The organism is Brevundimonas sp. GW821-FHT10E09, from assembly GCF_058809375.1.
In genome coordinates this window covers 82381-95107 of sequence record NZ_JBXASO010000002.1, presented here as the reverse complement: position 1 = coordinate 95107, position 12727 = coordinate 82381, and the positions used below count along the sequence as shown (strand labels likewise).

Annotated in this window: 15 protein-coding genes; 6 read left to right on the top strand and 9 right to left on the bottom strand. The window is 67.9% G+C overall.

Going from position 1 to position 12727, the window contains the following annotated elements; translation table 11 throughout:
- Positions 1-24: 24 nt before the first annotated feature.
- Positions 25-1194, top strand: coding sequence for a kynureninase/PvdN C-terminal domain-containing protein (locus AC1RSI_RS02445; RefSeq protein WP_447941402.1), 1170 nt, complete (start codon positions 25-27; stop codon positions 1192-1194).
- Positions 1195-1208: 14 nt separating this feature from the next.
- On the opposite strand, the gene AC1RSI_RS02440 is transcribed toward AC1RSI_RS02445, so the two are convergent.
- The 3 genes from AC1RSI_RS02440 to AC1RSI_RS02430 form a co-directional block, all read right to left on the bottom strand.
- Positions 1209-2114, bottom strand: coding sequence for a hypothetical protein (locus AC1RSI_RS02440; RefSeq protein ID WP_154726101.1), 906 nt, complete (start codon positions 2112-2114; stop codon positions 1209-1211).
- 162 nt (positions 2115-2276) lie between these two features.
- A complete protein-coding gene (gene obgE / locus AC1RSI_RS02435) occupies positions 2277-3323 on the bottom strand; it encodes a GTPase ObgE (RefSeq protein ID WP_154726100.1) in 1047 nt (348 codons plus the stop codon).
- Positions 3324-3373: 50 nt separating this feature from the next.
- Positions 3374-3685 (bottom strand): energy transducer TonB, encoded by a 312-nt coding sequence (locus tag AC1RSI_RS02430; protein ID WP_008260429.1) that lies wholly within the window; start codon positions 3683-3685, stop codon positions 3374-3376.
- A 114-nt stretch (positions 3686-3799) separates the two neighbouring features.
- Here AC1RSI_RS02430 and AC1RSI_RS02425 point away from each other — a divergent pair, with 114 nt between their 5' ends.
- Positions 3800-4618 carry a hypothetical protein gene (locus AC1RSI_RS02425; protein WP_154726099.1) on the top strand — a complete coding sequence of 273 codons (819 nt, stop codon included), beginning with the start codon at positions 3800-3802 and terminating at the stop codon, positions 4616-4618.
- A 1-nt stretch (position 4619) separates the two neighbouring features.
- On the opposite strand, the gene ald is transcribed toward AC1RSI_RS02425, so the two are convergent.
- On the bottom strand, positions 4620-5738 hold the full coding sequence (ald, locus tag AC1RSI_RS02420; protein ID WP_154726098.1) for an alanine dehydrogenase: 1119 nt from the start codon (positions 5736-5738) through the stop codon (positions 4620-4622).
- A gap of 147 nt (positions 5739-5885) precedes the next feature.
- On the opposite strand from ald, the gene AC1RSI_RS02415 reads away from it, so the two are divergent.
- From AC1RSI_RS02415 to AC1RSI_RS02405, 3 genes are read left to right on the top strand one after another with little or no spacing between them, the layout of a single operon-like run.
- The gene (locus AC1RSI_RS02415; protein WP_008258826.1) at positions 5886-6362 is read left to right on the top strand and encodes an Lrp/AsnC family transcriptional regulator; all 477 of its coding nucleotides are present in this window, start codon (positions 5886-5888) and stop codon (positions 6360-6362) included.
- A 45-nt stretch (positions 6363-6407) separates the two neighbouring features.
- A complete protein-coding gene (locus AC1RSI_RS02410) occupies positions 6408-6902 on the top strand; it encodes a hypothetical protein (RefSeq protein ID WP_291755111.1) in 495 nt (164 codons plus the stop codon).
- Between the two features lie 36 nt (positions 6903-6938).
- Positions 6939-7346: a hypothetical protein gene (locus AC1RSI_RS02405; RefSeq protein ID WP_154726096.1), complete on the top strand. Its 408-nt coding sequence runs from the start codon at positions 6939-6941 to the stop codon at positions 7344-7346.
- Positions 7347-7349: 3 nt separating this feature from the next.
- Here the strand turns inward: AC1RSI_RS02405 and AC1RSI_RS02400 are convergent, their stop codons facing one another.
- The 5 genes from AC1RSI_RS02400 to nepR all read right to left on the bottom strand — a co-directional run bounded on the left by AC1RSI_RS02400 (position 7350) and on the right by nepR (position 11709).
- On the bottom strand, positions 7350-8804 hold the full coding sequence (locus tag AC1RSI_RS02400) for an NAD-dependent succinate-semialdehyde dehydrogenase (protein ID WP_154726095.1): 1455 nt from the start codon (positions 8802-8804) through the stop codon (positions 7350-7352).
- A 92-nt stretch (positions 8805-8896) separates the two neighbouring features.
- Positions 8897-9034, bottom strand: a complete 138-nt coding sequence (locus AC1RSI_RS02395) for an entericidin A/B family lipoprotein (RefSeq protein WP_008264300.1) — start codon at positions 9032-9034, stop codon at positions 8897-8899.
- A gap of 48 nt (positions 9035-9082) precedes the next feature.
- Positions 9083-10786, bottom strand: a complete 1704-nt coding sequence (phyK, locus tag AC1RSI_RS02390; protein ID WP_083793428.1) for a sensor histidine kinase PhyK — start codon at positions 10784-10786, stop codon at positions 9083-9085.
- A gap of 111 nt (positions 10787-10897) precedes the next feature.
- Complete coding sequence (locus tag AC1RSI_RS02385) at positions 10898-11509, bottom strand: sigma-70 family RNA polymerase sigma factor (RefSeq protein ID WP_008259301.1); 612 nt, start codon at positions 11507-11509, stop codon at positions 10898-10900.
- Entirely contained in the window at positions 11506-11709 is a 204-nt protein-coding gene (gene nepR / locus AC1RSI_RS02380) for an anti-sigma T factor NepR (protein ID WP_035309987.1), read from the bottom strand. Before nepR ends, AC1RSI_RS02385 begins: the two co-directional genes overlap by 4 nt.
- Positions 11710-11913: 204 nt before the next feature.
- Here nepR and phyR point away from each other — a divergent pair, with 204 nt between their 5' ends.
- The gene (gene phyR / locus AC1RSI_RS02375) at positions 11914-12708 is read left to right on the top strand and encodes an anti-anti sigma factor/receiver protein PhyR (RefSeq protein WP_008262700.1); all 795 of its coding nucleotides are present in this window, start codon (positions 11914-11916) and stop codon (positions 12706-12708) included.
- Positions 12709-12727 lie beyond the last annotated feature (19 nt).

Below are 12727 nucleotides of genomic sequence, written 5' to 3'. Positions count from 1 at the left end.
CGCCGAAGCGGTCATGGTGCGCCCATGTCGTTCAAGCCCCTCTTTTCCCGCGCCCTGGCCCTTGCGCCGGAGCGCCTGCATTTCGCCGCCCACAGCCATCACCTGTGGCCCGACGTCAGTTTCGAGGCCCAGCAACAGGCCTGGCTGGACGCCAATCGGCACGCCGACCGCAAATGGAACCTGATCTTCGACGAGATCATCCCCCAGGCCCAGGCCGAGGTGGCGAACGAACTGAAGCTGGCCTCGCCGGACAGCGTGGTGTTTTCGCCCAACACCCATGACCTGCTGCTGCGGGTCTTTTCGGCCTTCGAGACCCAGCCGGTGCGGATACTGTCCACGGACGGCGAGTTCCACTCGTTCCGGCGTCAGGCCGAGCGCTGGGAGGAGGCGGGTCAGGCCGTGGTCACCCGCGTGCCCTTGGCGCCCTTCGACACCTTCGCCGAGCGGTTCGTCGCGGCGGCCGCAGCGGGCGGTCACGACTGGATCCTGGTCAGCCAGGTCTTCTTCCGCACCGGCGGCCTGTTCGACGGGATCGAGGCCCTGGCCGCCCTGGCCCGGCCCGAGGGCCCGTGGGTCCTGATCGACGGCTATCACGGCTTCATGGCGACCCCGACGGATCTGTCGGCCGTGGCGGACCGGGTCTTCTATGTCGGCGGCGGCTATAAATACGCCATGGCGGGCGAGGGGGCCTGTTTCCTGCACGCCCCCGACGGCTTTGCGCCCCGGCCGGTGGTCACCGGCTGGTTCGCCGAGTTCGGGGATCTGTCCGGCCCGCCGGGCGGGGTCCAGTATCGCTCGGACGGCGGCCGGTTCTGGGGCGCGACCTTCGACAGTTCGGCTCTGTACCGGTTCAACGCCGTGCGCCGGATGTTGAGAGAAGCCGGGCTGACCACGGCGGACGTGGCGGACCACAGTCGGGCTCTGGCGATGCAATTCCAGGCGGCGCTTCAGGCCGGAGAGGCCGGAGAGGCCGGAGCGGTCGGCGCAGCCGAGATGCTGAACCCGGTCCAGGGCGACGACGCCCGCGCCCGTTTCCTGGCCCTGCGCCACGACAACGCTCCGGCCTGGCGGGCGGACCTGCTGGCGGCCGGCGTGGTGACGGACGTGCGCGACGACGTGATCCGGTTCGGCTTCGGCCTGTATCAGGACGCCGCTGACGTGGATCGGCTGATCGCGGCCTGCCGCGCCCTGTAGGGTTTCAGCCTCCCCTAGAAGAAGGTGGTGTCGTCCTGCTTCTTGGCCTGGGGCGCGGCGCGGGGCGTCGTCGCCGGCGGGGTCTGGCGCGGCGTCCCGGCGTTCGGCGGCGTGTTCGGCGTTTGGCCGTTGGGCGTCTGCCCGTTCGCAGGCGGGATCGCCGGCAGGGCCGGATAGGGCATGGCCGGGGTCTGGCCCGCTTCGGCCGGGCTTCCGTCGCCCGGATAGGCTTCCGCCGCCGGGAGCTCATCGACCGGCGTCGCCTGACCCACGCGGTCGGGCGCGTTCAGATCGTCACGGATGAAGGCCCAGGACCGACTGTCGGCGCAACCGCAGGCCTTCAGGAAGCCGTCGCGGTCACGCCACAGGATCAACGGATAGGTGATGTGCACCCCGGCGTCGCTGAGCAGGGCGGTCAGGCGTTCGTCGAACTGGCGGCTGGCGTCCACCACGGCCGAGCGGGCCAGATTGCCGTCCGCCTGGGGGATGCCGGCGGCGGTCCAGTTCCGCGCGGGCGTCGCCGTCCAGCGTTGGTACAGGGACCAGTCGCGGGTCAGCCACAGTTCCGCGATCGTGGCTCGTTCGGCGGCGGTGGACTGGGCCAGGCCCTCGCGGTCGGCGCGGGCGAACAGGATGACGCGCGGCTCGACCCCTGCGGCCTGAAGCTTGGCGACCTCCTCCTGCTCATAGCGCTGGGCCGACGCGCTGTCGCGATAGCCTACGATATAGAGGGGTTCGCCCCCGCCGCCGCCCGACACCCAGGAGGCCTCGTCGAGAAGTTGCTGGATCTGGGCCTGGTTGCGGCTGATCGTGACCGGCTGGAACCGCGAATAGAAGTTCCAGTAGGCCCAGTAGCCGAGCCCCGCCAGGATCAGGCCGATCAGGGCGGCCAGGGCGGACCAAATGAGGAATCGACGCATGGGGGAGGAGTGCTCCAGCTTCACCGTTGGCACGGGTTAACGCATAGCACCGAAATCCGTTGTCCGCTCATTCGCCGTGCCGTTTTCCCCGGCGAAATCCGCAGGTGACGTTCGCACGCCACACCCGCCCATCCCGGCCCGCGCCGGGGATGGCGGGGGATTTCAAGGCTGCCAGCCCGAGGTCTGGTCGACGTCGCTTTCGCCCGCCAGGGCCCCGCGGGTCTTCTTCACCTCGGCCCAGGCGGCGCGCAGCAGGGCCGCCACGCCTTCGCCCGACACGCCCGAGACCAGCATGGGCCGACGACCGGCGACGGCCTCCAGCTCGGCCGCCTTCTCCTCGCGCGCCTCGGGCGTCAGGGCGTCGATCTTGTTCAGGGCCAGGATCTCGGCCTTTTCGGCCAGACCTTCGCCATAGGCTTCCAGCTCGCCCCGGATGATCCGGTAGGCGGCGGCCACGTCGTCCTGGGTGCCGTCGATCAGGTGGATCAGGCTGGCCGAGCGCTCGACATGGCCCAGGAAACGCGTGCCCAGGCCCGCGCCCTCGCTGGCCCCCTCGATCAGACCGGGAATGTCGGCGATGACGAACCGCTCGGACGGCGACAGGTCCACCATCCCCAGGTTCGGCGCCAGGGTGGTGAAGGGATAGTCGGCGATCTTGGGCTTGGCGGCGCTGGCGGCCGCCAGGAAGGTGGACTTGCCCGCGTTCGGCAAACCCGCCAGACCAATGTCGGCGATCAGCTTCAGCCGCAGCCAGATCCACCGCTCCTGACCATCCTGGCCGGGGTTGGCGTAGGTCGGCGCCTGGTTGGTCGGCCCCTTGAAACGCACATTGCCCCAGCCGCCGTTGCCGCCCTTCAGCAGCAGTTCGATCTTGCCGGGCGTGTCCATGTCCAGGAGCACGGTCTCCTTGTCCTCGTCCAGCACCTGGGTGCCGACCGGCACCTTCAGATGCACGTCGTCGCCCTTGCCGCCGTGCATCTGGCGGCCCTGGCCGTGGTGGCCGGTCTGGGCCTTGAAATGCTGCTGGTAGCGATAGTCGATCAGGGTGTTCAGCCCGTCGACCGCCTCGATCCAGACGTCGCCGCCCTTGCCGCCGTCGCCGCCGTCGGGGCCGCCGTTGGGAATGAACTTCTCGCGTCGAAACGACACGGAGCCCGCGCCGCCGTTGCCGGAGCGGATATAGATCTTGGCCTGGTCGAGGAACTTCATCGCGGGCTTATGCCGCAAGACGACGGCGAATTACAGGCGTGACCTTCGGTTCAGCGTGTCTCGAACGTCAGGGTGATTTCGCGCATCCCTGCCTGACCGGATTGAGCCCGGCCAGTCCTGACCCCGCGCAGGGCTTCGCGGCCGAAACCCTGGCCGACCGGCGTCTCGGACACGATCAGGCAATTCGTGGGGATGCCGTTGGCCGTGAAGTCGCACCGGAGAACCACGACGCCGGATTTCACGCCCGTCTCCAGCGCCTTGGCGGGCATTTCAATGCGGGGCGGAGTTTCCCAAACCACGGGCGGCGCTGAAGCCGTGGCCTGGGCGGTCGTCAGGGCGGCCAGAAGAGCGAACAGGGTCATGTTTCAGAGCTAGATGACCACGCCTGTCGTCGCAACCCCCGATTTTACTGTCTGCTTCCTAGCCGAGCTGTGCCGTTCATGGAGCGTTAAGCGGTGCAGACGAGATTCTCTGTCATGAACCTGTCCAGCGCGACATCCATGACCAGCGTCCTGGCCGAGGGCCGGGTCCAGCGCGAAAAACAGGCGCAGGAGCGCGCCGAGGCCAGGCTGCGCGATGCGCGCTCCGCCGTCGAAACGTTGAAGCAGCGCAACACCGCCGCCGCTAAGGACGCCCAGGAACAGCGCAAGGCGGCCGCCAAGCAGAAGATCGAACAGATCAAGGCCCGCATCCGCATGTTGCAGATGAGCGGCTGGGCCGATCCCAAACTGCTGGCCCAGTTGGCGAAGGAACTGAAGTCCGCAGTCAAAATGTACGGGGGATCGGGCGGCGCGTCGGCGGAGATCGGCGGCGCCGACGCCGGTTCTTCGGCGGCATCCAATGCGGCGCCGGCGGCGGACCCTAGCGTGGGCGCGACCGAGACCGCGCCCACGGAGACGCCCATCGCGGCGGAGCCTCCCGCCCCGCCCGCGAATGAGGATGCTGCGGCGCCCAAGGGCAAGGGCGAGGACGAGGGCGAGGGCGAGAAAAACCCCGAAACCACCAAGTCTGAAGACAATCCGTATCGGCGCATGGCGGCGGAAGCCCAGGCGCGCGTCGCTGAGCAGTCACGACGCGGGGCGGCGCAGCAGGAGGATCGCGACTTCCTGTCCGACGCCCGCAATCTGGCGAGCCAGATCAAGAGCATGGCGAAGCGGGCGCAGCACCAGGCCGAGACCGACCCCGCCCTGCGCCAGCACGCCGACCAGGCGGCGCAGGCTGCAGCCGAGGCCGTGCGGGCGATCGAGAGCGCCGGCCGCGATCTGGGCGCGGCCGGGGTCTCCCTGACGGTCTAGATCAGCCGCGCGCCCAGACGCCGAACGGATCGCTCCATTCCAGGCCAAGGGCCTGGGCCACGGCCGGATAGGTGATCTCGCCCTTCAGCACGTTCAGGCCGCGCGCCAGGTGGGGATCGGCCTTCAGGGCGTCCAGACCCTTGTCGGCCAGGGCCAGGCCGAAGGGCAGGGTGGCGTTGTTCAGGGCTTCGGAACTGGTGCGGGGCGCGGCGCCCGGCATATTGGCGACGCAATAATGGACCACGCCGTCGATGACATAGGTCGGGTCTTCGTGGGTCGTGGCGTGCGAGGTCTCGAAACAGCCGCCCTGGTCGATGGCCACGTCGATCAGGACCGAGCCGGGCTTCATCGTCTTCAGATGGTCGCGCTTGACCAGTTTCGGGGCCGAGGCGCCCGGCACCAGGACGGCGCCGATCACCACATCGGCCTTGATCAGTTCTTCCTCGATCGCGCCGATCGAGGAATAGCGGGTGATGACCCGGCCGCCGGTGATCTCGTCGATATAGGCCATGCGCGGGATCGACCGTTCCAGCACCACCACCTCGGCGCCCAGGCCCATGGCCATCCGCGCCGCGTTCAGCCCGACCACGCCGCCGCCCAGCACCAGCACCCGCGCCGGGGCCACGCCCGGAACGCCGCAGAACAGCAGGCCCATGCCGCCGTTATGCTTCAGCAGGGTCTCGGCGGCCGAGAAGACGGCGATCCGGCCGGCGACTTCCGACATGGGCGCCAGCAGCGGCAGGCCGCCGCGCGCGTCGGTCACGGTCTCGTAGGCGATGGCGGCGCATTTCGACGCCAGCAGGCCCTTGGTCTGTTCCGGATCGGGGGCCAGGTGCAGATAGGTGTAGAGGATCTGGTCCTCGCGCAGCATCTCCCACTCGACCTTCTGCGGCTCCTTGACCTTCACGATCATGTCGTTGTTGGCGAAGATGGTCGCCGCGTCGGCGACCAAGGTCGCGCCCGCCTTTTCGTAGTCGGCGTCGGTGAAACCGGCGCCCAGGCCGGCGCCGGTCTGGACCGAGACCGCATGGCCGTGGGCTACATATTCGCGCACCGCCGTCGGCGTCAGGCCGACCCGATGTTCGTTCTTCTTGATTTCGCTGGGAACGCCGACGCGCATGGGGAACCTCTCCGGAAATAATGGGAGCGTCCGTCTCTGCGGGCGGATCGCCGTTGCGCCACATATAGCGCCGAGCGGGTCGCAGAATCCTGTTCATTTGACGACCTGATCGCCGTACATACGCAGTCTCTGCGATGGATTGACCAAATGAAGACTGTTTCCGCCGTCGAACTGGACGGAACTGACAGGAAGATGCTCCGCCTGCTCCAACAGGACGGACGGATGACCAATGCCGACCTGGCGCGTCAGGTGGCCCTGTCCGAAAGCGCCTGCCTTCGTCGTTTGCGAGCGCTGGAGGCGGCGGGGGTGGTCGATCACTATGCGGCGGTGATCAGCGAACGGGCCGTGGGCCTGCCGATCAGCGTCTTCGTCACCGTCACCCTGTCGTCCCAGTCCGAGGCGGTCCTGACCGCCTTCGAACAGGCCGTGGCCGCCGCCCCCGAGGTGATGGAATGCTATCTGATGACCGGGGGCGCCGACTATCTGCTGCGGCTGGTGGTGCGCGACGTCGACGATCTGGAACGGGTCCACGCCAAGACCCTGACGCGCCTGCCCGGCGTCCACCGCGTCTCCTCCAGCGTGGCCATGCGGTCGGTGGTCAAACGGGGGGCCTTGCCGGTGTGAGCGGCGGTTCCCAGATCGAATGGGGACATCTGGTCTGGGGGATATATGGATCGCGACGGTTTGACCTGGTTCGGCCTGGCGATCACCGCCGCCTTGGTCGCCATGCCGGGGGTTCTGGCGGGCGGACTGCCGCTGTTCCCGCTGTTTATCGTCTGCGTCGGCCTGGCCTGTACTCTCCATTCGGGCAGTCGCCGTCTGGTCGTGAGCACCACCCTGCGCCTGTTGTCGCGCGGCGCCTTCAGGACCGCGATCATCGTGCTGGGCGCCGTGATGCTGATTCAGCTTCTGCCGCTGGAGTTGGCGTTGTTCATGGCCGGCGACGTCCTGGCCTATGTCGAGGTGCTGGCGGCTGTCAGACTGATCGCGGCGAACGCTCGCGTCCAGGTCATTCGAGGGATGATCGAAGCGAAGACGGATCAGTGGCGGGCCGCGGTCCGGCGTCGGATCGCCAATCGCACGCCCCGGGTCGCGCGGCCTTCGGCCCGTCGTCGCCCGCCGTCACCGGACGACGACCCGGCGGCCGGTTGGGCCTTCGCGTGATTTGACTCGTGCGGTTCAGTGTGGATCATACGACCTATGGGTGTTGAAGAGAGCATCGTCGTCTGGACGGATCGCGAGCCCACGCTCGATGAGGAACTGCGCGCTCTGGGCGAGGAGGACGTCGTCGAGATGGCTAATCTCCCGCCTGACTGGACCGGCGTGCTGGCGACCATTTTCATTTCGACCGCATTGGGCGGCCATGGTCCGAGGATCAAACTGTACCTCAAGACGGGTAGACACCAGCCCAGCGCCTCAATCTCGATAGGTCCAAATCCTCGCGTCCTGGCGAGCAGTCTGGAGGAGCGCGATCTTAATCGGATCGCGCCCAAGGCTCTGGAGTGGGTCGCCCTGAACCATGAAGCCCTGACGCGTTTCTGGTTCGAAGGTCAGGACTTGATGATCCAGGACGTGGCCGATTTCAGCCGGTCCCTAAAAAGGGTGTGACCCTCACCGCAACGCCAGGGTCACCGTCTTCACCTCCACATATTCGTCGATGCCGTGGATCGAGCCTTCGCGGCCGTAGCCAGACTGTTTGACCCCGCCGAACGGGGCCACGGCGGTGGAGATCAGGCCGGTGTTGACCCCGCACATCCCCGCCTCGATGCGGCGGCTGAAGCGCATGGCCCGGTCCAGGTCGCGGGTGAACAGGTAGGAGGCCAGGCCGTAATCGCTGGCGTTGGCCTTCTCCAGCACCTCGTCCTCGCTATCGAACGGGAAGACCGGGATCATCGGGCCGAAGGTCTCCTCCTCGCGGAACAGCGCGTCGTTTCCGCCCAGGGTCACCGTCGGCTGGAAGAAGCGACCGCCCAGTTCATGGCGCGAACCGCCGGTCAGCACCCGCCCGCCGTCGGCCTGCACCGCCGCGACGTGCTTCTCGACCTTGTCGATGGCCTTGTTCTCGATCAGCGGGCCGACCTTGACCCCGTCTTCGAAGGCGTTCCCGACCTTGATCTTCGCCACTTCCGCCGCCAGCTTTTCGGCATAGGCCTCAGACACCGACCGTTCGACATAGACGCGGTTGGGGCAGACGCAGGTCTGGCCCGAGTTGCGGAACTTGCCCTTGATGGTCTCGGCGACGGCCAGGTCCAGATCGGCGTCGGCGAAGACGATCAGCGGGGCGGCGCCGCCCAGCTCCATCGACACCCGTTTCAGGGTCGGGGCGCACTGTTCCGCCAGTTTCCGACCCACGCCGGTCGATCCGGTGAAGGACAGTTTTCGGATCAGGGGACTGTCGGTCAGGGCCTTTCCGATCACCGCCGCCTCGCCGGTCACGATCGACAGGGCGCCGACCGGCAGGCCCGCCTGATAGGCCAGTTCGGCCAGGGCGATGGCGGTGAACGGAGTCTGGCTGGCCGGCTTGACCACGGCGGTGCAGCCGGCGGCGAAGGCCGGACCCAGCTTCCGCGTCAGCATGGCCGCCGGAAAGTTCCAGGGCGTGATCAGGGCGCACGGCCCCACCGCCTCGCGATAGGTCAGCAGCAGATGGCCCAGCGGGCTGTCCTGGGTCTCGCCGATCAGGCGTTCGGCCTCACCGGCGAACCATTTGATGAAGCCGTTGGCGTAGACCACCTCGCCCTTGGCCTCTTCGAACGGCTTGCCGTTCTCCAGCGCCATCAGGGCGCCCAGCCCTTCGACGTTCTCGTCGATCAGCTCGGCCCATTTGCGCAGAAAGGCGGCGCGCTTGTGCGGGTCGGTGCGGGACCAGGCGGGAAAGGCGGCGGCGGCGGCCTGAATGGCGGTCTCGGTCTCGGCGGCGCCCAGATCGGGAACATGGCCGATAATCTCTCCCGTCGCCGGATCATCGACCGCGATTCCCCCGCCGTTGGCCGGGACGGGCTCCCCCGCGATCAAGGCGTGCTGGCGAAGCAGGGCGAGGCCGGCGTTCCGGGCGGTCTGGTTCACGGAAATTCTCCTGGTGCAGTCCTGAAACGAACAAGGCCCCGACGAAGCGGGGCCTTGCAAGCATCTTCAATGCGACATTCGCCGCCGAAAGATCAGTTCTTGGCGTCTTGGGCGGCGCCCGAAACGGCCGAACCGGCGGCTTGGGTGTCACGGCCCACGCCTTCGACCGTGTTGCAGGCGGCGGTGGTCAGGGCGGCGGCGGCGGCGACCAGTACGAAAATCTTGCGCATGAGAAAGCTCCGGTTGAGCCGACATGGGAGTCTGTCGGTCTTGGCCTATCAACGCGACCGCACAGTCCCGGTTCCGTCCTGACCGCCCGACTTGTCTGCGGGGTCCGTCGGCGACAGGGCTTCCGGCGTGGCGAAGGTCATGCGGGCGATCGCCCCCCCGCCGGGCGACTCGATGAACTCGGCCTCGCCGCGCAGTTGTTTGGCGAAGGCGCCCATCAGGGTGCGTCCGACCCCGACCTCCGCCCCGGCCGAGGCGCCGGGTCCGTCGTCCTCGACTTCCAGCGTCGAGGTGTCGCCAAGGACCCGGAACCGGACCTTCAGCACGCCGCCCCGCCCGGCGAAGGCGTGTTTCTGGGCGTTGGTCACCGCCTCCACCAGCCACAGGGCCAGGGGCGCCAGCTTGTCCGGATCGACCAGCAGCGAATCCGCCTCCACCGAACTGACGACGACCGGGCCGCGCCCCGCCTCGCTGGCGACCAACTGGCCGACCAGTTCCGTCAGGAAGTCGCGCGCGTCGGCATGACGGATGTCGTCGCTCTGATACAGGGTGCGATAGATCAGGGCCAAGGCCGATATCCGCTGGCGCGTATCGCCCAGAGCGGCCTTGGCCGGGGCGTCGGTCAGGGCCCGCTGCTGCATCGACAGCAGGGACGAGATGATCTGAAGATTGTTCTTCACCCGGTGATGGATCTCGCGCATCAGCGCGTCCTTCTCGGCGATCGAATTCATCAGCTCGCGGTCGCGCACCGTGATGGCCTCGGCCATCTCGTCCAGGGTGCGGGCCATGGTGCGGATCTCGGCCGGGGCGTTCATCGCCTGCAGCGGCCGCACCGAGAACCGGCCCTTGGCGTAGAGGGCGGCGATCCGCTCCAGATAATCCAGCCAGCGAATGAAGATGCGTTCCGACAGCAGCATGACCGCCGCAAAGGCCGTCAGCCAGGCCCCCAGCGGCAGCAGCAGACTGCCGATCGGATTGAGCCGCGCCCACGACAGCAGGCCGGGAGCCGGGGCCGACAGCAGGGCGTACAGGTCGCCGCCGGCCAGCACGGCCCCGGCGTAGTCGCGACGCTGGTTGCGGCTGTCCTTGGCCGCGAACACCGCCGTTCCCTCGTCGCGCGCTCGGGCGACCCAGCCCGAAACGTCGCCGCCGTCCGCCAGGCGGAAGGCGGCGGGATCGCTGGCGACCAGGATCCGGCCAGCGCCGTCGGTCAATGCGGCTTCGGAGGCCGAGGGCAGGGCGGGGTCCTCGATGTCCGGCTGAAGCGCGGACAGGGGGATCACGGCGGCCATGGCGCCGTCGAACCGGCCCATGGGGCGTTCTGAACGCACGGCGACGATCAGCGCCGCCGGATAGCCGGCGTTGGCCGGCGCGCGAACCACGACCAGATCCTCGCCGCGCCGCAATCTTTGGAACCAGTCGGCGCCGGCGGCGGGGGCGAGGCCGGCTCGAACCCCGTCAGGCCGTCCCGACGCGCAGACCGCCTCGCCGGTGGGGCTCAGGCGGTACAGGCCCTCATAGCCCTCCAGCCGATCGACCAGCGCCGTCAGACGCGGCGCGCAATAGGGACCGAGCGCGTCGGGGCTCAGCGCGCGCAGCAGGACCTGCGCGCCGTCCAGCCGCGCCTTGGCGCTGCCGGCGCTGCGCTCGGCGGCCAGCTGCAGATCGACCTTGCGATCTTCGGCCTGCTGGCTGAAGTCGGCCTGGGTCTGGATCAGGATCAGGATGAAGATCGGCAGCAGGGCCAGGGCCATGGCCACGCCGAGGCGAAAGCGGATGCCCTGGAACCGGGCGGTGTTCAATTTCCGACCGAGGCGCGGCTGCGCGTCCGCGTCCCCCGCTCTGGTCTCTTCCGCCACCGGGGATCAGGACCGGGCGCCGGCCAGCCTGTCGGCCTCGCCGAGAATCGACCGCATCGCGTCGCCCGCGGCCTTGCCGTCGCGGCCGTAGCCGCCTTTTTCCAGCGTGGCCGCCAGGGCGCGGCGCGCCCGGCTGACGCGGCTCTTCACCGTACCCACCGCGCAGCCGCAGATCTCGGCCGCCTCTTCGTAGGCGAAGCCGCCGGCGCCCACCAGGATCAGCGCTTCACGCTGCTCTTCAGGCAGGGTCTTCAGCGCCTGGCGCAGTTCGTCCAGGGCGACCGGCGCCTCGGGGTCGTCGACCGCCACCAGGGTCCGTTCGGCCGCTTCCTGATCCAGTTGGGACTGGCGCCAGGACCGGCGCTTCTCGGAATAGAATTGGTTGCGCAGGATCATGAAGGTCCAGGCCTTCATGTTGGTGCCCATCTGATAGCTGGCCCGCGCGTCCCACGCCTTCATCATGGCGTCCTGCGCCAGGTCGTCGGCGGCGGTCGGATCACCCGTCAGGGTCCGTGCGAAAGCGCGCAGATGAGGGATCAGCTGAACCAATTCCCGCTTGAAGCCGTCGTCGTCGGCCGAAGCGGGTTTCGGGGCGGCTCCCAGGCGAGACGTGCTCATGCGCCACCGCCCGACGCCTTGGCGTCGGCGCGCTTCAGAATTTCCAGGAATTCGTCAGGCACAGGCTCGTTGACCACCTCGTCGAACATGTGGCGCAGCTTGACGCCGATGGCCTGCTGGCGAAGTCGAGCTTCCTCAAGCCCCGCCTCCCCCGCATTTTCGACGTCGTTGCGCCGCGAGGAATCGGAAGAATTTATCATAGACAGAACACCGCCCACCCAACTGCAGTGCAGAAATGCGGACTGGATAACGTCGCCCCTGCCGCCGGGTTCCTCCCATTTTGGGAATAAATACTCAAGCTTGCGGCTTGGTGCGGAACCGTGGTGGATTTGATACGTTTCAACCCGCTGTAGCGCTGCGCCCTGGTCGGGCGAGACAGCGATTTTTGTCGGGGACTATCTAGCATGAGCCTTCTGGCCAGACTTGCGCCGCATCTGCCCTATGTCCGTCGGTATGCACGGGCGCTGACCGGAGACCAGGCGACGGGCGACAACTATGTGCGTGTCGCGCTCGAGGCCCTGGCGGCCGGCGAGCAACAGCTTTCGACGGACATGACGCCGCGCGTCGCCCTCTATCACGTCTTCCACGCCATCTGGTCCTCGACCGGGGCGCAGTTGGAAGACGTCAGCGGCGTCGATGGCCGCACCGACGCCTCGAGCCGTCTGCTGCGGATTGCGCCGCGCTCGCGTCAGGCCTTCCTGCTGACCGCGCTGGAGGGCTTCACGCCGTCGGAAGCGGCGCAGATCCTGTCGGCCGACGCCCGCGACGTCGAGCGGCTGATCGCCGAAGCCCAGTCCGACATTGACGCGGAACTGGCGACCGATGTTCTGGTGATCGAGGACGAGGCCATCATCTCGGCCGACATCCAGAGTCTGGTGAAGGAACTGGGGCACCGCGTCACCGGCGCGGCCACCACCCATGACGAAGCCATTGAGGCCGTGGCTCGCCACAAGCCGGGTCTGGTCCTGGCCGACATCCAGCTGGCCGACGGGTCTTCGGGCATCGATGCGGTCAAGGAAATCCTCAAGGACATGGACGTGCCGGTGATCTTCATCACCGCCTTCCCGGAGCGCCTGCTGACCGGCGAACGGCCGGAACCCACCTTCCTGATCACCAAGCCCTTCCAGCCGGAAACGGTGAAGGCGGCGATCAGCCAGGCCCTGTTCTTCCACCCTTCGCGTCACAAACAAGCGGCTTGACCGCCCTTTCGAACTGAAC